At 72.4% G+C, this 19,982-nt stretch carries 19 protein-coding genes; 10 read left to right on the top strand and 9 right to left on the bottom strand.

The genetic code is table 11. The features are described 5' to 3' along the window. Window positions 1-14 precede the first annotated feature (14 nt). Window positions 15-665, bottom strand: coding sequence for a TetR family transcriptional regulator (locus AB0N17_RS29875; RefSeq protein ID WP_366014651.1), 651 nt, complete (start codon window positions 663-665; stop codon window positions 15-17). 219 nt (window positions 666-884) lie between these two features. On the opposite strand from AB0N17_RS29875, the gene AB0N17_RS29870 reads away from it, so the two are divergent. From AB0N17_RS29870 to AB0N17_RS29860, 3 genes are read left to right on the top strand one after another with little or no spacing between them, the layout of a single operon-like run. Next, complete coding sequence (locus tag AB0N17_RS29870; RefSeq protein WP_366014650.1) at window positions 885-2,309, top strand: glycosyltransferase family 4 protein; 1,425 nt, start codon at window positions 885-887, stop codon at window positions 2,307-2,309. Then, window positions 2,303-3,049: a class I SAM-dependent methyltransferase gene (locus AB0N17_RS29865; protein WP_366014649.1), complete on the top strand. Its 747-nt coding sequence runs from the start codon at window positions 2,303-2,305 to the stop codon at window positions 3,047-3,049. The genes AB0N17_RS29870 and AB0N17_RS29865 overlap by 7 nt, the downstream gene beginning before the upstream one ends. Beyond that, window positions 3,046-4,113 carry a prenyltransferase/squalene oxidase repeat-containing protein gene (locus AB0N17_RS29860; protein ID WP_366014648.1) on the top strand — a complete coding sequence of 356 codons (1,068 nt, stop codon included), beginning with the start codon at window positions 3,046-3,048 and terminating at the stop codon, window positions 4,111-4,113. Before AB0N17_RS29865 ends, AB0N17_RS29860 begins: the two co-directional genes overlap by 4 nt. A gap of 86 nt (window positions 4,114-4,199) precedes the next feature. On the opposite strand, the gene AB0N17_RS29855 is transcribed toward AB0N17_RS29860, so the two are convergent. Then, complete coding sequence (locus tag AB0N17_RS29855; RefSeq protein WP_366014647.1) at window positions 4,200-4,493, bottom strand: hypothetical protein; 294 nt, start codon at window positions 4,491-4,493, stop codon at window positions 4,200-4,202. Window positions 4,494-4,621: 128 nt separating this feature from the next. On the opposite strand from AB0N17_RS29855, the gene AB0N17_RS29850 reads away from it, so the two are divergent. Then, complete coding sequence (locus AB0N17_RS29850; RefSeq protein WP_366014646.1) at window positions 4,622-5,197, top strand: hypothetical protein; 576 nt, start codon at window positions 4,622-4,624, stop codon at window positions 5,195-5,197. A gap of 85 nt (window positions 5,198-5,282) precedes the next feature. Here the strand turns inward: AB0N17_RS29850 and AB0N17_RS29845 are convergent, their stop codons facing one another. The 5 genes from AB0N17_RS29845 to AB0N17_RS29825 form a co-directional block, all read right to left on the bottom strand. After that, window positions 5,283-6,293: an LLM class F420-dependent oxidoreductase gene (locus AB0N17_RS29845; protein ID WP_366014645.1), complete on the bottom strand. Its 1,011-nt coding sequence runs from the start codon at window positions 6,291-6,293 to the stop codon at window positions 5,283-5,285. Between the two features lie 108 nt (window positions 6,294-6,401). Beyond that, a complete protein-coding gene (locus AB0N17_RS29840; RefSeq protein ID WP_366014644.1) occupies window positions 6,402-7,190 on the bottom strand; it encodes a hypothetical protein in 789 nt (262 codons plus the stop codon). A gap of 83 nt (window positions 7,191-7,273) precedes the next feature. Next, window positions 7,274-8,227 (bottom strand): N-acetylmuramoyl-L-alanine amidase, encoded by a 954-nt coding sequence (locus AB0N17_RS29835; protein ID WP_366014643.1) that lies wholly within the window; start codon window positions 8,225-8,227, stop codon window positions 7,274-7,276. A 22-nt stretch (window positions 8,228-8,249) separates the two neighbouring features. Continuing rightward, a complete protein-coding gene (locus AB0N17_RS29830; RefSeq protein ID WP_366014689.1) occupies window positions 8,250-8,903 on the bottom strand; it encodes a class I SAM-dependent methyltransferase in 654 nt (217 codons plus the stop codon). A 101-nt stretch (window positions 8,904-9,004) separates the two neighbouring features. Then, window positions 9,005-10,753 carry an MFS transporter gene (locus AB0N17_RS29825; RefSeq protein WP_366014642.1) on the bottom strand — a complete coding sequence of 583 codons (1,749 nt, stop codon included), beginning with the start codon at window positions 10,751-10,753 and terminating at the stop codon, window positions 9,005-9,007. 175 nt (window positions 10,754-10,928) lie between these two features. On the opposite strand from AB0N17_RS29825, the gene AB0N17_RS29820 reads away from it, so the two are divergent. The 4 genes from AB0N17_RS29820 (at window position 10,929) to AB0N17_RS29805 (ending at window position 15,123) form a co-directional block, all read left to right on the top strand. Beyond that, on the top strand, window positions 10,929-12,116 hold the full coding sequence (locus AB0N17_RS29820; protein ID WP_366014641.1) for a lipid-transfer protein: 1,188 nt from the start codon (window positions 10,929-10,931) through the stop codon (window positions 12,114-12,116). Window positions 12,117-12,189: 73 nt separating this feature from the next. Further along, a complete protein-coding gene (locus AB0N17_RS29815; protein ID WP_366014640.1) occupies window positions 12,190-13,599 on the top strand; it encodes an MFS transporter in 1,410 nt (469 codons plus the stop codon). Between the two features lie 196 nt (window positions 13,600-13,795). Continuing rightward, complete coding sequence (locus AB0N17_RS29810) at window positions 13,796-14,335, top strand: SigE family RNA polymerase sigma factor (RefSeq protein WP_366014639.1); 540 nt, start codon at window positions 13,796-13,798, stop codon at window positions 14,333-14,335. Next, window positions 14,335-15,123 (top strand): hypothetical protein, encoded by a 789-nt coding sequence (locus AB0N17_RS29805; RefSeq protein WP_366014638.1) that lies wholly within the window; start codon window positions 14,335-14,337, stop codon window positions 15,121-15,123. The genes AB0N17_RS29810 and AB0N17_RS29805 overlap by 1 nt, the downstream gene beginning before the upstream one ends. Window position 15,124: 1 nt before the next feature. On the opposite strand, the gene AB0N17_RS29800 is transcribed toward AB0N17_RS29805, so the two are convergent. Beyond that, on the bottom strand, window positions 15,125-15,766 hold the full coding sequence (locus AB0N17_RS29800; RefSeq protein ID WP_366014637.1) for a response regulator transcription factor: 642 nt from the start codon (window positions 15,764-15,766) through the stop codon (window positions 15,125-15,127). Between the two features lie 235 nt (window positions 15,767-16,001). Between AB0N17_RS29800 and AB0N17_RS29795 the strand changes: the two genes are divergently transcribed. Beyond that, window positions 16,002-17,570, top strand: a complete 1,569-nt coding sequence (locus AB0N17_RS29795) for an alpha-L-arabinofuranosidase B (protein ID WP_366014636.1) — start codon at window positions 16,002-16,004, stop codon at window positions 17,568-17,570. Here the strand turns inward: AB0N17_RS29795 and AB0N17_RS29790 are convergent. Beyond that, complete coding sequence (locus AB0N17_RS29790) at window positions 17,536-18,822, bottom strand: sensor histidine kinase (RefSeq protein WP_366014635.1); 1,287 nt, start codon at window positions 18,820-18,822, stop codon at window positions 17,536-17,538. The two genes, AB0N17_RS29795 and AB0N17_RS29790, sit on opposite strands and share 35 nt — an antisense overlap. 300 nt (window positions 18,823-19,122) lie before the next feature. Here AB0N17_RS29790 and AB0N17_RS29785 point away from each other — a divergent pair, with 300 nt between their 5' ends. Then, window positions 19,123-19,980: a MaoC/PaaZ C-terminal domain-containing protein gene (locus AB0N17_RS29785; RefSeq protein WP_366014634.1), complete on the top strand. Its 858-nt coding sequence runs from the start codon at window positions 19,123-19,125 to the stop codon at window positions 19,978-19,980. Window positions 19,981-19,982: the final 2 nt, after the last annotated feature.

Here is a 19,982-nt window from a genome sequence, read left to right as displayed (position 1 = left end):
CCGACGGCCGGGCGTCAGCGCGCGGAGTGCGCGGCGCCCGGTTCCGTCAGGTCGATCAGGCGGCAGACCGTCTCGATGTCTATCTTCACCTGGGCGATGGAAGCCCGTCCCGACAGCCAGGTGATGAGCGCCGAGTGCCAGGTGTGTTCGATGACCCGGACGGCCGAGAGCTGCTCGGGGGTGGGGTCGTCCAGGCCCATCGCGTCCAGGATGATCAGGGTCGTCTGCCGCGAGACCTGGTCGACCTCCGGCGAGACGCTGCGGTCGGCGAAGGTCAGCGCGCGGACCATCGCGTCGGCCAGGTGCGGCTCGCGCTGCAGCGCCCGGAAGGCCCGCATCAGGGTCTCCGCGACCCGCTCGGCGGCCCGGTCGCCCGCCGGGGGCTTCTTCCGCAGGGTGCCGTGCATGTGCTCCAGCTGGTCCTGCATGGTCGCGACCAGCAGGTGCACCTTGGAGGGGAAGTAGCGGTAGAGGGTGCCGAGGGCGACCTGGGAGGACTCGGCGACCTCACGCATCTGCACCGCGTCGAAACCGCCCCGGCTGGCCAGCTGGGCGCACGCGTGCAGGATCCTGCGGCGGCGGGCCTCCTGCCGCTCGGTGAGCGGAGACGCCGGGGACGGCGTGGGCCGGACCGTGCTGGCTTCGACCTTCGATTCCGCAGGCATGGGTCCCGTTCCGTGACAGTCTGTGAGGGCGTCTGTAGGGCACGTGATCAGACAGCATGGCAGGGGCGCGCGCCGTGGCGCGAATCACCCGATCCACCGCTCACAGCGCCCTTACCTGCCGGTAGATTCAGAGCCTCTTGAACGATCAAGTCTGAAACTTGTTCTAGATTAGCGTCCCGCGTAGTCTCGCGGGACAGTGCAGGCAGAAGGGGGCACGGAGTGACCGCTGAGGCCCGGGAAGCGGGTGCCCAGGAGGAACCCGCGTCCGACGGCGAGCGACCGCTCGACATCGCGCTCCTCACCTACAAAGGGAACCCGTTCTGCGGCGGTCAGGGTGTCTACGTACGGCACCTCTCGCGTGAGCTGGCTCGCCTCGGCCACCGGGTCGAGGTCATCGGCTCCCAGCCGTACCCCGTCCTCGACGAGGGCGTGGACCACGCCGGCCGGCTGAAGCTGACCGAGCTGCCCAGCCTCGACCTCTACCGCCAGCCCGACCCCTTCCGCACCCCGCGACGGGACGAGTACCGGGACTGGATCGACGCCCTCGAAGTGGCGACGATGTGGACCGGCGGCTTCCCCGAGCCGCTCACCTTCTCCCTCCGCGCCCGCCGCCATCTGCGCGCCCGCAGCGGTGAGTTCGACGTCGTCCACGACAACCAGACCCTCGGGTACGGGCTGCTGGGGGACATCGGCGCCCCGCTGGTGACCACCATCCACCACCCCATCACCGTCGACCGGCAGCTGGAGCTGGACGCGGCCGAGGGCCGGCAGCGCCGTCTGTCCGTGCGCCGCTGGTACGCCTTCACCCGGATGCAGAAGCGCGTCGCCCGCCGGCTGCCCTCGGTCCTCACCGTCTCGGGCAGCTCCCGGCAGGAGATCGTGGACCACCTCGGCGTCCGCGACGACCGCGTCCACGTCGTCCACATCGGCGCCGACACCGATCTGTTCGCGCCGAATCCGGCCGTGTCCGAGGTGCCGGGCCGGATCGTCACCACCTCCAGCGCCGACGTGCCCCTCAAGGGCCTGGTCTTCCTCGTGGAGGCGCTCGCCAAGGTGCGCACCGAGCACCCGGCCGCCCACCTGGTCGTCGTCGGCAAGCGGCCCACGGAGGGTCCGGTCGCCACGGCGATCGAGCGCTACGGCCTCGAAGGCGCCGTCGAGTTCGTCAAGGGCATCTCCGACGCCGAGCTGGTCGACCTGATCCGCTCGGCCGAGGTCGCCTGCGTGCCCTCCCTGTACGAGGGCTTCTCGCTGCCCGCCGCCGAGGCCATGGCCACCGGCACCCCGCTGGTCGCCACGACCGGCGGCGCGATCCCCGAGGTCGCCGGCCGCGACGGGGAGACCTGCCTGGCCGTACCGCCCGGCGACGCGGGCGCGCTGGCCGCCGGGCTCGGCCGGCTGCTCGGCGACCGTGAGCTGCGGGTGCGGCTCGGCCGCGCGGGCCGTGAGCGGGTGCTGAGACACTTCACGTGGGCCCGCGCCGCCGAGGGGACCGTCGCCCGCTACCGCGAGGCCATCGCCCGCTCCGCCGGCCCCCGCCGGGCCGCGGCGGCCGACAGCCGCTCCGCGGCCCAGACTCCCGGCCGCTCCGCGGCCCCGGTAAGTGTTGCAGGCGTCTCCTCCGAAAGCAGGGCCACGTGCTGACCGTCGACTTCTCCCGGTTCCCGCTCGCCCCCGGCGACCGTGTCCTGGACCTCGGCTGCGGGGCCGGCCGGCACGCCTTCGAGTGTTACCGGCGCGGCGCCCAGGTCGTGGCCCTCGACCAGAACGCCGAGGAAATCCGCGAGGTCGCCAAGTGGTTCGCGGCGATGAAGGAGGCCGGGGAGGCACCGGAGGGGGCCACCGCGACCGCCATGGAGGGCGACGCGCTGGCGCTGCCCTTCCCGGACGAGTCCTTCGACGTCGTGATCATCTCCGAGGTGATGGAGCACATCCCCGACGACAAGGGGGTGCTCGCGGAGATGGTGCGGGTGCTCAAGCCCGGCGGCCGCATCGCCGTCACCGTGCCCCGCTACGGCCCGGAGAAGGTCTGCTGGGCGCTGTCCGACGCCTACCACGAGGTCGAGGGCGGCCACATCCGCATCTACAAGGCCGACGAACTGGTCGGGAAGATCCGCGAGGCCGGCCTGAAGCCGTACGGCAGCCACCACGCGCACGCGCTGCACTCGCCGTACTGGTGGCTGAAGTGCGCGTTCGGCGTCGACAACGACAAGGCGCTGCCGGTGCGGGCGTACCACAAGCTGCTGGTCTGGGACATCATGAAGAAGCCGCTCGCGACGCGGGTCGCCGAGCAGGCGCTGAACCCGCTGATCGGCAAGAGCTTCGTGGTCTACGCGACCAAGCCGCACCTTCCGCGTCTCGCCGACGAGGCGGCCGCCAAGTGACCACTCCCCGGACAGAACACCTCGTCCTGCCCGGGGTCCTCACCGCCGAGCAGGCTGCCGCGACCGTCCGCGGCATCCTCGCCGTGCAGCGGGAGGACGGCGCGATCCCGTGGTTCCGTGGGCACCATCTGGACCCGTGGGACCACACCGAGGCCGCGATGGCCCTGGACGCGGCCGGCGAACACGAGGCGGCGGAGCGGGCGTACGACTGGCTGGCCCGCCACCAGAACGAGGACGGTTCCTGGTACGCGGCCTATCTGGACGGCGCCCACGACGACGTCACCGACCGGGCCCGCGAGTCGAACTTCGTCGCGTACATAGCCGTGGGCGTGTGGCACCACTACCTCTCCACCGGTGACGACACGTTCCTGGACCGCCTGTGGCCGTGCGTGTACGCGGCCGTGGAGTGGGTGCTGGGGCTGCAGCAGCCCGGCGGTCAGATCGGCTGGCGCCGCGAGGACGACGGCACGCCCACCGCGGACGCGCTGCTCACCGGCAGCTCCTCGGTCCACCACGCGCTGCGCTGCGCACTGGCCATCGCCGAGCAGCGGGAAGAGCCGCAGCCGGACTGGGAGTTGGCGGTCGGCGCGCTGCGGCACGCGATCCGCCGCCACCCCGAACGGTTCCTCGACAAGGACCGCTACTCGATGGACTGGTACTACCCGGTCCTCGGCGGGGCGCTGACGGGGACGGAGGCCAAGGCCCGCATCGAGGAGTCCTGGGACCGCTTCGTCGTGCCCGGCCTCGGTGTGCGCTGCGTGGTGCCCAACCCGTGGGTGACCGGCGGCGAGTCCAGCGAACTCGCCCTGGCCCTGTGGGCGGTGGGGGAGTCGGACCGCGCGCTGGACATCCTTCAGTCCATTCAGCACCTGCGCGATCCGGAGAGCGGCCTGTACTGGACGGGCTACGTCTTCGAGGACGCCGCGATCTGGCCGCGCGAACTCACCACCTGGACGGCGGGCTCCCTGCTGCTGGCGGTCGCCGCCCTGGGCGGCCACGAGGCCACGTGCACGGTCTTCGGCGCGACCGGCCTCCCGGCGGGCCTGGACCCCGACTGCTGCTAGGGCTCCGCCGAGGCGCGGGAACCGCGCGTCCGGCCGCGGGTCCGCTGCGGCCGCCCGCGCAGTTCCCCGCGCCCCTGCGGGGCGCTTCAGTGGCGGTGCATGCGGTTGGCGATGGCGTGGCCTATGAACAGGTAGACCACGGCGGCCAGGCCGTAGCCGGCGACCACGCGGGCCCAGGCCTTGTCGAAGGTGAACAGGTCACGGGACCAGCCGGCCAGCCAGGCGGCGGCGTCGTGGACGAACTGGACCAGGCTGTTCGCCCGGTTCGCGTCCAGCAGGTACATCAGGATCCACAGGCCGAGGATCACAGCCATGACGTCGGCGACGACCGCGACGACCGTGCCGGCCTGATTCGCACCGTTGCGATATCGAGGGGACATACCTTGCGGATTGCCGGGCGGCGCGCGGTGAAACCCGTACGGCTGCCGCCGGGTGGCGCGGATGACCGCCCCGGGTGAGGCTTCCGGAGGAAGCAGACCGCTCGGGGAGGACAAGTCCGGAGGACCCCGTGCCCGTACCCATACGGCGCCTCTGCGTGGCGCTCACTCTGTGCTGCGCCCTGCTGGCCGGTTCCACCGCGTGCGGCGGCAGCGACACGACCGGCACCACCAAGGCCGCCTCGGCGACGCAGGCCGCGCCCGCCGCCGACACCCCCAGCCCGACCACGTCCGCGGAGAAGCGCAAGTTCGCCAAGACCCGCTTCGTGCTGGACGCGGGCCTCGCCGCGGGCGCGACGTACCAGTGGATCGTGAAGCCCTGGAAGGCGGGCAAGTTCAAGAAGGGCGCCAAGGGCCGCAAGACGGCTCTGGTCAAGGCCGCTCTCGCCGGCGCCTTCACCTACAACCGGCTCAAGGCGGCCAAGAAGAACGCCCAGGGCGACCCGACGCTGGCCAAGGCCCTCGCACCGCTCAGCGCGGGCATCGCGGCCCTGAAGGACCTGCCCGCCAAGCTCCGCAAGGGCGATGAGAACGCGGCCAGTTCCTTCGACGACATCATCAACCAGGTGAAGGACGCGGGGAACAGCGCCGGTGCCCCGGTCAAGGACAAGGTGCCCACGACCTCCCAGCTCACCAAGGGCAGCTAGGCCCTCTCCTTCGGATCTTGCCGGAATCGCGGGGTCGGCCGGAAAGCCCCGTCGGCCGGAGCCGGCCTGATCCGAAGGAAAGGCCCTAAGCGTTCAGCTCCGCCAGCACCCGCAGGGTGTGCGGGTCCGGTGAGAGGGCCAGCAGGTCGGTCACCGGGCCCGCCCGCCACAACCGCAGCCGCTCGGCGATGCGTTCACGCGGCCCGACGAGCGAGATCTCGTCGGCGAAGGCGTCCGGCACGGCCAGCACGGCCTCCATGCGCCGGCCCGCCAGGAACAGCTCCTGGATCCGCCGCGCCTCCTCCTCGTACCCCATGCGGGCCATGAGGTCGGCATGGAAGTTGCGCGCCGCGTGTCCCATCCCGCCGATGTAGAAGCCGAGCATGGCCTTCACGGGCAGCAGCCCCTCGGCCACGTCCTCGCACACCTTCACCCGGGCCATCGGCGCCACCAGGAACCCCTCCGGCACCTTCCGCACCGCCTCCCCGTACACCTCGGGCCGGCTCGGCGCCCAGTACAGCGGCAGCCAGCCGTCGGCGATGCGGATCGTCTGGGCGACGTTCCGGGGGCCCTCCGCGCCGAGCAGGACGGGGAGGCCGGGACGCAGCGGGTGCGTGATCGGCTTCAGGGGCTTGCCGAGCCCGGTGGCGTCCGGACCCCGGTAGGGCAGGGGGTGGAACCGCCCGTCCACCTCCACCGGCGCCTCGCGCCGCAGCACCTGGCGTACGACGTCCACGTACTCCCGGGTCGCGGTCAGCGGCGACTTCGGGAACGGACGGCCGTACCAGCCCTCCACCACCTGCGGCCCCGACAGGCCGAGCCCCAGCATCGTCCGCCCGCCGGACAGGTGGTCCAGGGTGAGCGCGTGCATCGCGGTGGCGGCCGGCGAACGGGCGGCCATCTGGGCAACGGCCGTACCCAGCAGGATCGTCGACGTGTGGGCGGCGATCCAGGTCAGCGGCGTGAACGCGTCCGAGCCCCAGGACTCCGCCGTCCACACCGAGTGGTACCCGAGCCGCTCCGCCTCCCGCGCGAGCGCCACATGACCGGCGTCCGGACCGCGTCCCCAGTATCCGAGTGCGAGACCGAGCCGCATGCGCCTGCCTCCTGACGAACCGTCAGTTCACTGATGGGAGGCGACTGTACGGCAACGGCCCCCCGCCCGGAAGGGCGAGGGGCCGTCGCTGCGGCGGGGTGCGGGCGGTCAGCCGCGCTGGATGCCGGAGGTGTCCTGGAGCACGCCACGACGGCCGTCCTGGGTCTGCGCGACCAGCGCGGCACCGCGCTGCTCGACGGCCAGGTACCAGGTGCCCGGGGCCAGTTCGGCGATCGGGGCCGGCGAGCCGTCCTCCGCGAACAGCGGGCGGGTCACCGGCACGGCGAACCAGAACGGCGAGAAGTCCCCGGCCGGCGGCTGCGGTGCCGGGGCGCCCTGCGCGGGCTGCGGCTGCTGCCCGAACGGCTGGCCCGGCTGCGGCTGGGCGCCGTACGGCTGCGGCTGCGCACCCGGGTAGCCGTAACCACCGGGCGGCTGCGCGCCGTAGGGCTGCGGGGCGGCCGGCTTCGGCGCCGGGATCAACTCGGCCTGCAGCGCGGGGACCTGGGGCGTGGCGATGGCGGCACCCGCGAGGACGAGAGCGGCGATGAGGCCGAGGATGAGACCGGCGCCGGCGCTCGCACCGTCCGGGGTGTCGATCAGCGACCACAGCAGCACCCAGGCGGTCAGGACCGGGAAGGCGGTACCGACCTGTGCCAGGTCGAGCCCGAGCACCTTGCGCTGCTGCGGCAGGCAGCGGTTGACGACGATGAGGACGGCACCGATCACCGCGCCCATGTACACGCCGAGGCCCATGCCCAGGCTGTCCCATGCGTTCCCGTCGGCCGAGGAGCCGAGAAAGGAGTAGCTCTGGAAGGTGAGGAACGACGCGATGAACAGCACCACCGCTGCTCCGATCACCACGCCGTCGCCTCTAGTGAGGGAGCGGATATTCACTTCAGATCCTTCGTAGGTCGTCTCGTCGTCGCTAGACACTACCGTCCGTAAGATCCGGTTGTCCGGCCGCATCCGCCCGCCGGTCACGACTCGCGCAGGAAACTCACGATTCCCTCAGAGATCCCCTGCGCGGCCTTCTGCCGCCAGGCGCCGCTGGTCAGCAGTGCCGCGTCCTTGCTATCGCGCATGTTGCCGCACTCGATGAACACCTTGGGAACCGTTGACAGATTGAGACCACCCAGGTCCGTACGCGTGACGAGACCGGTACCTTCGCCGAGGTAGTTGGACGGCGGCTCACCGGTGTCGCGCAGGAACGTCCCCGCGATCCGGGTGCCGAGGTCGCGGGAGGGGCCGACGATCGGCCGGGTGTCGGCGGCACCCGCGTGCACGGACCCCGGCAGGATCACGTGGAAGCCGCGGTTGCCCGCCGCGGAGCCGTCGGCGTGAAGGGAGATGGCGGCGTCCGCGTGCGCCACGTTGCCGATCCTGGCCCGCTCGTCCACGCACGGCCCCCAGGGCGGGCTGTCCCCGTCACGCGTCAGCTTCACCGTGGCGCCCTGCTGTTCGAGCAGGGTGCGCAGCCGGTGGGCCACGTCGAGGGTGAACCGGGCCTCGGTGTAACCGGCGTTGGTGGAGGTCCCGGTGGTGTCGCACTCCTTGTGGTTGGTGCCGATGTCCACCTGTCGGCCGATCTCGGCCGTGTGCCGGAAGTTGCCCTGGTTGTGCCCCGGGTCGATGACGACGACCTTGCCCTTGAGCGGGCCGGATCCGGTGGGCGCGGGCGCCTTGGGGGGCCGCTTGCCGTCGTCGGTGGGCGAGGCGGAGCGGGCCGGCGGGGACGAGTGGGCCGCGGTCGTGCGCGCGGCCGACGTGGCGGCGGCATGGCCGGAGCCGCCGGAACCACCGCCGCCCACCGCCTCGTACACCACCCAGCCGAGCAGCGCGCCGGGCACGAGCGCGGCGAGCGCGACGGTCAGGGGGCCGCGCCGGGGCCGGCGCGGCTGCGGGGGATCGAAGTCCGGGCCTACGTACGACACGTCTGTGACTCTAACCGGGGCCTCAGATCCCCGCTCCCGTTCGCCGCAGGACGCGCAGTGAGCCGGCCACCGTGACCTCGGTGAACGCCCCGGACTCGCGTGCCCGCAGATACACGCGGTAGGGCGCCTGCCCGGTGAATTCGTCCTCCGGATGCGGGAAGACGTCGTGGATGACGAGGAGGCCGCCCTCGGCGACGTGCGGGGCCCAGCCCTCGTAGTCGGCGGTGGCGTGCTCGTCGGTGTGGCCGCCGTCGACGAAGACGAGGCCGAGCGGGGAGTTCCAGATCGCCGCGATCTGCGGGGAGCGGCCGACGAGCGCGACCACGTGCTCCTCCAGGCCCGCCCGGAACAGCGTGCGCCGGAAGGCGGGCAGCGTGTCCATCAGGCCGACCTCGGGGTCCACGGTCTGCGGGTCGTGGTAGTCCCAGCCGGGCTGCTGCTCCTCGCTGCCCCGGTGGTGGTCGACGGTCAGCGCGCTGACCCCGGCCTGCCGGGCCGCGTCGGCGAGCAGGATCGTGGAGCGCCCGCAGTAGGTGCCGACCTCCAGCAGCGGCAGCCCGAGCCGCCCCGCCTCCAGCGCAGCCGCGTACAGCGCCAGCCCCTCGTCCACGGGCATGAACCCCTTGGCCGCCTCGAACGCGGCCAGGATCTCGGGCTTGGGGGAGGGCGCGGACATCAGGGGGCCTTCCGGTCGTACGACGGTGTGAGCGCCCATGCTGCCGCACCCCCCGCCGAGTGTTCGACAGGGGGTGCGTGCGGAAGGGGTGCGGGGAGCTTCTAGGCGTGCACAGTCTCCCCGGGCAGGGAGAGGTCCAGCTCGACGGCGCGCTCCTCACCGGAGTGCGTGGCGGAGGACGCGAGCGGCCCGTGGCCGGAGGCCTTCGCGGCCAGCACGTACGCCCCCTCGGCCGGCACGGCGAGCACATAGCCGCCGTCCTCGTCGGAGACGGCCGCCCCCGCCTGCCGGCCCCGCCGGTCGATCAGGGTCACCTTGGCCCGGGCGACCGGGGAACCGTCGGCACCCAGCACCCGGCCGCGGAAGCCCCGCAGCACCTCCTCGGCCCGCTCCAGCGAAGCGTCCTCCTCGCTGCTGGCCCGCAGCTGCGTGTGCTGCTGCCGAGCCGGCCGGCCGGCCTTCGGCAGGCACAGCGCGAGCAGCAGGCCCGCGGCGACGGCGGCCGTGGCGATCAGGAAGGAGACCCGGAAGCCGTGCATGGTCGGGACGGCGATGCCGCCCACGTTGTCCGCCGTGTTGGCCAGCACCATGCCGATGACGGCACTGGAGACCGACGTGCCGATGGACCGCATCAGGGTGTTGAGGCCGTTGGCCGCGCCGGTCTCCGAGGCCGGGACCGCGCCGACGATCAGCGCGGGCAGGGAGGAGTAGGCGAGGCCGATGCCGGCGCCGAGGACCACGGAGGTGACGATCGTCTGCCAGGCCGCGTCCATCAGGCCGAGGCCGCCGCCGTAGCCGAGCGCGATGATCAGCAGGCCGATGATGAGGGTGGTCTTCGGGCCGTACTTGGCGGACAGCCGGGCGTAGACCGGGGCCGTGAACATCATCGTCAGGCCCAGCGGGGCCACGCACAGACCCGCGACGACCATGGACTGGCCGAGGCCGTAGCCGGTGGCCTTCGGCAGCTGGAGCAGCTGCGGCAGGACCAGGGAGACGACGTAGAACGCGACGCCGACCATGATCGAGGCGAGGTTGGTGAAGAGCACGGCCGGGCGGGCGGTGGTGCGCAGGTCGACCAGGGGCGCCTGGACGCGCAGCTCGAACAGGCCCCACAGGAGGAGGACGGCGACGGACGCGGCGAACAGGCCGAGCGTCGTACCCGAGGACCAGCCCCAGTCGCTGCCCTTGGTGATGGGCAGCAGGAGGAGGACCAGGCCGGTGGACAGGCCGATCGCGCCGAGCAGGTCGAAGGAGCCCTCCGCGCGCATCGGGGACTCGGGCACGACGAGCAGGGTGAGGACGATGGCGACGGCGCCGAGGCCGGCGGCGCCGTAGAACAGGGCGTGCCAGTTCGAGTGCTGGGCGACCAGGGCGGCGGCGGGCAGCGCGAGGCCGCCGCCGACGCCTATGGAGGAGCTCATCAGGGCCATGGCCGAGCCGAGCTTCTCGCGCGGCAGCATGTCGCGCATCAGGCCGATGCCGAGCGGGATCGCGCCCATGGCGAAGCCCTGCAGGGTGCGGCCCACGATCATGGTGAGCAGCTGGCTGGTGAGGGCGCTGACCAGGGCGCCGACCACCATCACGGCGAGGCTGAGGATGAGCATGCGCCGCTTGCCGTACAGGTCGCCGAGGCGGCCCATGATCGGGGTGGCGACGGCGCCGGACAGCAGGGTCGAGGTCAGGACCCAGGTGGCGTTGGAGGGGGCGGTGTCCAGCAGCTGCGGCAGGTCCTTGATGACCGGCACGAGCAGGGTCTGCATCACCGCGACCACGATGCCCGCGAAGGCGAGCACCGGGACCACGGCGCCGCTCGGTCGCCGAGCGGGCTGATCGGTCGTCGTGTCAGTCATTGAGTGAGGCCTCCCGTGAACATAAGTGCCGGGTAAACCTCGTATGCACAGGCAACTATTCCGTTGCTTCGGGCCTCTAATCGATTCTTGACCGGCCCATGGGTTTCTGACGTTACGTCAGGAATCTGGGTGAGGGTCTGGTGCATTGCTGCAACAGGTTCTAGTCTCCTGCGCCATGAAGGCCTATGTCGCCGGGGTCGGGATGACCAGGTTCGAGAAGCCCGAGACGCGTTCATGGCAGTACTGGGACATGGTGCGGGAGGCGGGGAGCGCGGCGCTGGCGGACGCGGGCGTCACGTACGCCGATGTGGAACAGGTTCCCGTCGGCTACTGCTTCCAGCCCTCGACGGCCGGTCAGCGAGCCGCGTATGAGCTGGGTCTCACCGGCGTCCCCGTCTACAACGTCAACAACAACTGCGCCACGGGCGCGACCGCGCTCATGCTCGCCCGCCAGCTGGTCGAGGGCGGCGCGGCCGACTGCGTGCTGGCGCTGGGCTTCGAGAAGATGAAGAAGGGCGCGCTCGGGGGCGGGGCGGACGGCGGGGACTTCCGGACCTCCCCCGTGGCCCGGCACTACGGCGTCATGGCCGCCCGGCACGGCTTCGAGGCGACCCCGCCGACCGCGCAGATCTTCGGTGACGCGGCCCGCGAGCACATGGAGCGGTACGGCACCACCGAGGCGCAGCTCGCCGCCGTCGCCGCCAAGAACCACCGGCACTCCGCGCACAACCCCTACGCCCAGTTCCGGGACGTGTACGAGGTCGGCGACATCCTCGCCTCCCGTACCGTCCACCGTCCGCTGACCAAGCTCCAGTGCTCGCCGACCTCGGACGGCGCGGCGGCGGCCGTGGTGGTCTCCGAGCGGTTCGCCGGGCGACGGCCGGCAAACGGCCTGGTCGAGATCGCCGGGCAGGCGATGGCCACGGACACCGAGGAGTCCTTCGCGTCCGGCTCCTGCATCGACGTCGTCGGGCAGCCGATGTCCCGGGAGGCTGCCCGGCAGGCCTACGAACGCGCCGGGCTCGGCATCGAGGACGTGCACGTGATCGAGCTGCACGACTGCTTCTCGGTCAACGAGCTGCTGACGTACGAGGCGCTCGGCCTGTGCGCGACCGGCGAGTCGGGCAAGCTGATCGAGTCGGGCGCGACGACGTACGGCGGCCGGTGGGTGGTGAACCCGTCCGGCGGGCTGATCTCCAAGGGACACCCGCTCGGCGCGACCGGGCTGGCCCAGACCGCGGAACTGGTGTGGCAGCTGCGGGGAGAGGCGGGGGAGCGCCAGGTGCCGGGTGCGCGCGTGGGACTCGCGCACAACATCGGGCTGGGCGGGGCGGCGGTGGTGACGGTGCTGCGGCGGGTGTAGGCCGTACGGCCCATCCCGCGCTGGTCCGAAATGCCGATGCCAGGACCGTCCGCGGGTTGAGACCATGACACCCATGCTCGAATCCGCCGTCACCCCACCCCTCATATCCCGCCGCACCGCACCCCCGACCTGGCTGGTGGTCGCCCTCGCCTGCGCCGGTCAGTTCCTCGTCGTGCTCGACGTGTCCGTCGTGAACGTCGCCCTGCCCTCGATGCGGGCCGACCTCGGGCTCACGACCTCCGGTCTGCAGTGGGTGGTGAACGCCTACGCCATCGCCTTCGCCGGCTTCATGCTGCTGGGCGGCCGGGCCGGCGACCTCTACGGCCGCAAGCGGATGTTCCTCGTCGGCCTCGCCCTGTTCACGCTGGCCTCGCTGGGCGGCGGACTGGCCCAGGACGGCTGGCAGTTGCTGCTGGCGCGGGCCGTACAGGGGCTGGGTGCCGCGGTGCTGGCCCCGTCGACGCTGACCCTGCTGACCTCCGCGGTGCCGGAGGGGCCGGCGCGCGCCCGGGCCATCGCCACCTGGACCGCGGTGGGCGCCGGGGGCGGGGCCGCCGGCGGCCTGGTCGGCGGGGTGCTGGTGGACCTGTCGTCCTGGCGCTGGGTGCTGCTGATCAACGTGCCGGTGGGCGCGGTGGTGCTGGCCGGCTCGGTGCTGTGGCTCCGGGAGAGCCGGGCGGGGGACGGGCGGCGCCTGGACCTGCCGGGCGCGCTGCTGGTGACGGCGGGCCTCGCGGCGCTGGCCTACGGCATCGCGCAGACCGAGGCGCAGGGCTGGAGCGCGGCGGCGACCCTGCTGCCGCTGCTCGCCGGACTGCTGCTGATCGCCGCGTTCCTGCTGGCCGAGGCGCGTACGGCGGCCCCGCTGATGCCGCTCGGCCTGCTCCGGGTGCGCTCGGTGGCGTCGGCGAACGCGGCCATGTTCGTCTCCGGTTCGGCCATGTTCTGCATGTGGTACTTCATGACGCTGTACGCCCAGAACGTGCTCGGCTACACACCGCTGGAGGCCGGGTTCGCCCTCGTGCCCAGTTCGCTCGCCGTGGTCGTCGGCTCCAAGCTGGCGCCACGCCTGATGCGGGCGGCGGGCGCGCGGTCGGTGGCGGTGGGGGGCACGCTGGTGGCCGCGGCCGGCTTCGGCTGGCAGTCCACGATGAGCGCGCACGAGGCGTACATCCCCGCGATCATGATCCCGGGGGTGCTGATGATGCTCGGCGCGGGCCTGGCCGCGACCCCGCTCGCCGCGCTGGCCACCTCGGGGGCGGCACCGGGCGAGGCCGGTGTGGTCTCCGGCCTGATCAACACCTCCCGTACGATGGGCGGTTCACTCGGACTCGCCGTGATGTCCACGATCGCCGCGGCCGGCACCGGCAGCGGCGACGGCCCGGCGGCGCTGACGGACGGCTACGCGCTGGCGTTCCGCGCGAGCACGGCGGTGCTGCTGGCCGGCGCGGTGCTGATCCGGGTGTGGCTGCCGCGGAAGTGAGGCGCGGCGGCAGCCCCGGACGGCTGCGCCGTCGCCTGCGGCAGCGAGTACGTCCAGGGCTGGGACCCGCACGGGTGGGACCGCTGTCCCGGCTGGTGGGCCGGGGGCCGGACGAGAACTCGTCTGCGCCGGATCCGTGACGGGAGGCAACGGTCCGGGCCGCTCATGGACTCCTTCTGACATCAAGGAGGTGTTCATGGGGGACGGGAAGAAGGCTCGGGACGAGGAGTTCCAGAGCTTCATGGTCGGCCGCTGGCCGCGGCTGATGCGTACGGCATTCCTCCTCACGGGGGAGCAGCACGCCGCCGAGGACCTGGTCCAGTCGACGCTCGAACAGGTCTACGCGTCCTGGCGCAAGGTCGGCGCCGCCGACGACCCGGAGGCGTACGTACGGCGGGTGATGATCAACGCGCATGCGCGCAGACACCGCAGAAGGCTGAAGGAGTTCCTGGCCCCGCGGGACGACGCGGGCCTGGTGCGCGAGGTGGCCGACACGGGGGACCGGATCGCGCAGGCCGACGACCGCGGCGCGCTGCTCCAGGCGCTCGCCCACCTGCCCGTGCGGCAGCGGGAGGCGGTGGTCCTGCGCTACTGGGAGGACCTGACGGAGACCCAGACGGCTCAGGCGATGGGCTGTTCGGTCGGCACGGTGAAGAGCAACGCGGCCAAGGGGATCGCCAAGCTCCGCGCCCTGCCGGGACTGGCCGACACGGTGACGTACGGAGGGCGGAAGTGATGAGCGCGGACCGGGAGAACCACCTGATGACCGACATGACGCAGACGGACCTCGCCCTCCTCCTCGCGGACGCGGCGGACGGGGTCGAGATCGGCACGGCCCCGGTGCAGGCGGTCATCCGCGGCGGCCGGCGGCGCAGGGCCCGCCGCTGGGCGATGGCGACCACCACCGCCCTGGTGCTGGCGGGGTCGGCGGGGGCGACCCTGGCGGTGGCGGGGGTGCCGGGCGGCCACGGCGACGCAGGGCGGCCCGTGGCGACGCGGCCGTCCGCGCCCGAGGCACGGTACGTCTACGAGCCGCAGGTCACGGAGTTGGCGCGCGGCACGGACCACGGCACCCGCTGGCGGGTGGTCGTGGCCGTGTGGGGAGCGCCGCGGGACGGGACGGAGGCGGCCGTGCAGCGGTCCGCGATGCGGAAGTTCGGCATCGAGTCGCACGGGCTGCCCGACAGCCCGCACCTGGTCGGGAAGACCTCGTACTACTCGGGCCTGTACTACGGCGACCACCCCTTCAGGGCGATGATCTTCAACACGGTCGAGAAGTGGGAAGCCCTGACCGGCAAGGACATGATGTCGGGGGCGGTCCCCCTGGCCGCGGCGGACACCGACGGTCCCGAACGGCTCGTGGTGGGCACGGTCGCCCTGACCGCCCGGCAGGTCGAGTGCGGCTGGAAGGACGGCACCAGCACGGTGGTCGAGCCCCAGGCGGTGGCCGGCTCGCCGGTGGAGTGGTTCGCGTGCACGGCGCCGGCGGGGACCGCCTACCAGGGCGCGGAAGTGATCCGGTAGGTCACAGCCACCCCTGCTGCCGGGCCTCCCGTACGGCCTCCGCCCGGTTCCTCGTGCCGGTCTTGCCGATCGCCGAGGACAGGTAGTTGCGCACGGTGGACTCGGACAGATGCAGCCGGCCGGCCATGTCGGCGACGGTCGCCCCGTCGGCCGACGCCTTCAGCACGTCGCACTCCCGGGCCGTCAGCGGACTGGGCCCGGCGCTGAGGGCGGCGGCGGCCAGCGCCGGGTCGACCACGGTCTCCCCGGTGAGCACGCGCCGGATGGCGGCGGCCAGTTCCTCCACGGGCCCGTCCTTGACGAGGAACCCGGCGGCCCCCGCCTCCATGGCCCGGCGCAGATAGCCGGGCCGGCCGAAGGTGGTGAGGATCAGCACCCGGCAGTCGGGCGCCTGCCGGTGCAGCTCCGCCGCCGCGTCGAGGCCGCTCATGCCCGGCAGTTCGATGTCCAGCAGGGCCACGTCCGGCCGGTGGGTGAGCACGGAGTCCACGATGGCGTCGCCCGAGGCCAGCTGGGCCACCACCTCGATGTCCGCCTCCATGCCGAGCAGCAGGGCGAGAGCGCCGCGCATCATGCCCTGGTCCTCGGCGAGCAGCACCCGGACGGACGTGGCGGGCCGGTGCTCCCGGGGCATCTCGTTCATGGGCTCAGAGTACGGCCGCGGGCGCGCCGGCAGGCGGCGTCGGCCAAGACTCCGTCTTTTCGGCGCACCGGGGGTTGACGGGACCGGCCGGTGCCAAAACAATCTCCGGTGCATTTCCAGGAATCCACGGTAATTCAACCAGGCGAATTGGTTCGGTATTTCGATCGAACGCCGTCCGAGATATCGGACAGGCGAACCCGAACGGACGCTGTCCCCGACGAACCCGAGGTGCACCGTGCTCTCGACAACCCCCCGCTCCGGCCCCCGCCGGATCAGAAACGCCGTCCTCTCCGTGCTCGCCGTCTGCGCCGCCCTCGCCGGGCTGCTGCTCGGCACCGGCGCATCCCCGGCCGCCGCCGCGAGTGCGCTGCCCTGTGACGTCTACGGCGCCGCCGGCACCCCCTGCGTCGCCGCGCACAGCCTGGTCAGGGCGCTGTACTCCGCGTACAACGGCTCGCTCTACCAGGTGAAGCGCGCCTCGGACGGCGCCACGAAGGACATCGGGCTGCTGTCCGCCGGCGGCTACGCGAACGCCGCCGCGCAGGACTCCTTCTGTTCCGGCACGACCTGCGTCATCACCGGGATCTACGACCAGTCCGCGCGCCACAACGACCTCACGGTCGAGGGCGCGGGCGGGGCCGGGGCGGCCGACGTCGGCGCCCCCGCCGACGCGCTGCCGGTGACCGTCGGCGGCCACCAGGTCTACGGCCTGGAGATCTCCGCCGGAATGGGCTACCGGGACGACTCCACCTCGGGCGTGGCCGTGAACGGGCAGGCCGAGGGGATGTACATGGTGACGTCCGGCACCCACGTCAACAACCGCTGCTGCTTCGACTACGGCAACGCCGAGACGAACAACAAGGACACCGGCAACGGTCACATGGACGCCATCAACTTCGGCACCGAGTGCTGGTTCTCGCCCTGCTACGGGCAGGGCCCCTGGGTGCAGGCCGACCTGGAGAACGGGCTGTTCCAGTCCGACGCCGGACACAGCAGGAACACCTCGAACACGGGGACCGGGCCGCTGCCGTTCGTGACCGCGTTGCTGAAGAACAACGGGCAGAACCATTTCGCGCTGAAATATGGAAATGCCCAATCCGGCCGGCTGACCACCACCTATTCCGGGGGCGAGCCGACCGCCGGCGGCTACGCGCCGATGCACCAGGAGGGCGCCATCGTCCTCGGCACCGGCGGTGACAACAGCAACGGCTCCATCGGCTCCTTCTTCGAGGGCGTCATGACCTCCGGCATCCCGACGGACGCCGCCGACGACGCCGTCCAGGCCGACATCGTCTCCGTCGGCTACGGCGGCGCCACCGGCAGCACCGGCACGCTGACCCCCGGCTCGGAGATCTCGCTGCGCGCCACCACCTCCTGCTGCACCGCCGACTACGTCCGCCACCAGAACGACGCGGGCGTGCTCTCCCCGATCACGTCGGGCAGTTCGAGCCTGGACAGGAGCGACGCGACCTGGATCGTCCGCCGAGGACTCGCGAGCGGCTCCTGCGTCTCCTTCGAGTCCCGTAACCACCCCGGCGACTTCCTGCGCCACTACGACTACAAGCTCCACCGGCAGCCCATGGACGGCACCGCCCAGTTCCGCGCCGACGCCACCTTCTGCCCACAGACCGGCAAGAGCGGCACCGGCACCTCGTTCGCCTCGTACAACTACCCGACGCGCTATCTGCGCCACTACGACTACAACCTGTACATAGCGAGCGACGGCGGCTCCGACGACTTCGACAGCACCACGTCGTGGACCGACGACGTCAGCTGGGCGGTCGCCCCGCCCTGGGCGCCGTAGTCACCGCCTCGGCGGACTCCGCCGACCGGTGCGGGAGTTCGGCGGTCACCGTGAAACCGCCGCGTGGCGACGGGCCGACCGTGAGCGAGCCGCCCGCCGCCGCGAGGCGCTCGGTCAGCCCCTTCAGGCCCGTGCCGCCGATGCCCTCCCGGGGCCGGCCGGCGGCCCGGCCCGAGCCGTCGTCGGTCACGGTGAGCCGGGCCCGCTCGCCGCCGCTCTCGACGGTGATCTCGCACCGGCCGGCGTCACTGTGCCGGACGACGTTGGTGACCGCTTCCCGCACCACCCAGCCGAGCAGCGCCTCCGTCTGCGGTGCGAGCGGCGCGCCCGACTCGCGCACCACCGGTGTCACGCTCGCCGCGGACAGCGCCGAGCGGGCCCGGGTCAGCTCGGTGGCGAGGCTGCCCTCCCGGTAGCCGGTCACCGCCTCGCGGATCTCGGTGAGCGCCTGCCGGCCCACCGACTCGATGTCCGTGATCTGCCCCAGCGCCGCGTCCAGGTCGCGCGCGGCCAGCCGCCGGGCCGCCTCGGACTTCACCACGATCACCGACAGGGTGTGCCCGAGCAGGTCGTGCAGATCGCGGGAGAAGCGCAGCCGCTCCTTCTCCACCGCGCGCCGGGCCAGTTCCTCACGGGCGGCCCGCAGTTCCCGCACGGCCTCGGACAGGCCGAGGATCGCGGCGGTCACCATGCTGGAGATGAAGGTGGCGTAGCCGATGCTCGACGCGGTGCCCCAGCCGTCGCGGACGTAGCAGACGGCACCCGCGTACACCGAGAGCAGCAGGCCCGTACGGCCCAGCCAGGGGCCGCGCAGGGAGGCTCCCGCCGCCAGCCCGAGCAGCGGGAAGAACATCAGCCAGTCACCGCCGTACCCGAGGGCGAGACCCGTGGTCAGCAGGCCCGCCAGCGCCAGCGCCACCCGGGTGGAGACCGCCTCGCGCTTGTTCCGGTCGAAGGAGCGGAAGGTGACGTAGATGTAGAGCGAGTTGAAGGCGAGCAGGCCCAGGCCGCCGATCCACGGGTTCGGGGTCCTGCCCTGGAGGACGTTGGAGAAGGCCCCCATCCCCATCAGCAGCCAGGGCAGCAGGGCGAAGCCGGTGGGCGGCGGGCCCGGATGGTCGAGGTCCGGGTGCTTCCCCTGCTTGCGGGCGGCCCGTTGCGCGGCCCGGAAGCGCTCGATGTCGGCCCGCCACCGGCGCCGCTCGGCCCGCAGCGCCCGTATGTGGCAGCGGATTCTCCGTGCCCAGGTCATGTTCCTGATCCCCCCGATCGGACGGTCCCCGCCGTGCGGTCGTGCGACGGCGCAGCGTACGAACCGAACCCTACGGAGCCGGGCCCCGGCTCCGGCAGATGCGCATGTACGGACTCGGGCAGGACAAATGTCACCGCCGACGCGAACTGACACGGCGTCAGGAGCCTTCCCAAGTGCGGAGCACTGGGCTATACAGAGGGCGCCGGAATGGAACGCGTTCTAGATCCGCCCATGGACGACCTCGGTGCGGCCGACGGTGCGGACGGTCGTGCCGAGGTCTTGAGATCCCCCAGGAGTCCCATGCCCATCGACGCAGCCAAGGCCCTCGCCGCCGAACCACGCACCGGCGAGATCACCTGGACCACGAAGGACGTACAGCTCTACCACCTCGGCATCGGCGCGGGCACCCCCGCCACCGACCCCGACGAGCTGCGCTACACCCTGGAGTCCCGGCTGCACGTCCTGCCGAGCTTCGCCACCGTCGCGGGCTCCGGCGCGCCCGGGGTGATCAGCGGCCTGTCGATGCCCGGCGTGGAGGTCGAGCTCGCCAAGGTCCTGCACGGCGGGCAGACGCTGCGCATCCACCGCCCCATCCCGGCCGAGGGGACGGCGACCGCGGCCAACCGGCTCGCCGCCGTGTACGACAAGGGCAAGGCCGCCATCCTGGTCCTGCGCACCGAGGTCGCCGACCCCGACGGGCCGCTGTGGACCAACGACTCGCAGATCTTCGTCCGCGGCGAGGGCGGCTGGGGCGGCGACCGCGGCCCCGCCACCCGACTGGACCCGCCCACCGGTGACCCGGACCGGACCGTCGAGCGCCCGATCCGCGAGGACCAGGCCCTCCTCTACCGCCTCTCCGGCGACTGGAACCCGCTGCACGCCGACCCCGAGTTCGCGAAGCTCGCCGGCTTCGAGCGGCCCATCCTGCACGGCCTGTGCACCTACGGCATCACGCTGAAGGCGGTCGTGGACACGCTGCTCGGCGGCGACGTCACCCGCGTCCGCGGCTACGGCACCCGGTTCGCCGGGGTGGTGTACCCGGGCGAGACCCTGCGCATCCGCATGTGGCGCCAGGAGGGGAGCGTCCGGGTGGCCGTGAGCGCCGTGGAGCGCCGGGACGCGCCGGTCCTCGCCGACACGATCGTCGAACACTCTTGATC

The organism is Streptomyces sp. NPDC051133 (genome assembly GCF_040682635.1).
In the GTDB taxonomy this organism is placed as follows: Bacteria; Actinomycetota; Actinomycetes; order Streptomycetales; family Streptomycetaceae; genus Streptomyces.
The sequence above is the reverse complement of the archived record's forward strand: the minus strand, read 5'-3'. Positions and strand labels throughout refer to the sequence as shown.

Coding starts and splice junctions, on each gene's coding strand:
- AB0N17_RS29790 (WP_366014635.1), bottom strand. CDS start 18,822: ATGACCTGGGCACGGAGAATCCGCTGCCACATACGGGCGCTGCGGGCC.
- AB0N17_RS29830 (WP_366014689.1), bottom strand. CDS start 8,903: ATGTCCGCGCCCTCCCCCAAGCCCGAGATCCTGGCCGCGTTCGAGGCG.
- AB0N17_RS29810 (WP_366014639.1), top strand. CDS start 13,796: ATGGGGGACGGGAAGAAGGCTCGGGACGAGGAGTTCCAGAGCTTCATG.
- AB0N17_RS29785 (WP_366014634.1), top strand. CDS start 19,123: ATGCCCATCGACGCAGCCAAGGCCCTCGCCGCCGAACCACGCACCGGC.
- AB0N17_RS29805 (WP_366014638.1), top strand. CDS start 14,335: ATGAGCGCGGACCGGGAGAACCACCTGATGACCGACATGACGCAGACG.
- AB0N17_RS29800 (WP_366014637.1), bottom strand. CDS start 15,766: ATGAACGAGATGCCCCGGGAGCACCGGCCCGCCACGTCCGTCCGGGTG.
- AB0N17_RS29845 (WP_366014645.1), bottom strand. CDS start 6,293: ATGCGGCTCGGTCTCGCACTCGGATACTGGGGACGCGGTCCGGACGCC.
- AB0N17_RS29820 (WP_366014641.1), top strand. CDS start 10,929: ATGAAGGCCTATGTCGCCGGGGTCGGGATGACCAGGTTCGAGAAGCCC.
- AB0N17_RS29825 (WP_366014642.1), bottom strand. CDS start 10,753: ATGACTGACACGACGACCGATCAGCCCGCTCGGCGACCGAGCGGCGCC.
- AB0N17_RS29815 (WP_366014640.1), top strand. CDS start 12,190: ATGCTCGAATCCGCCGTCACCCCACCCCTCATATCCCGCCGCACCGCA.
- AB0N17_RS29875 (WP_366014651.1), bottom strand. CDS start 665: ATGCCTGCGGAATCGAAGGTCGAAGCCAGCACGGTCCGGCCCACGCCG.
- AB0N17_RS29855 (WP_366014647.1), bottom strand. CDS start 4,493: ATGTCCCCTCGATATCGCAACGGTGCGAATCAGGCCGGCACGGTCGTC.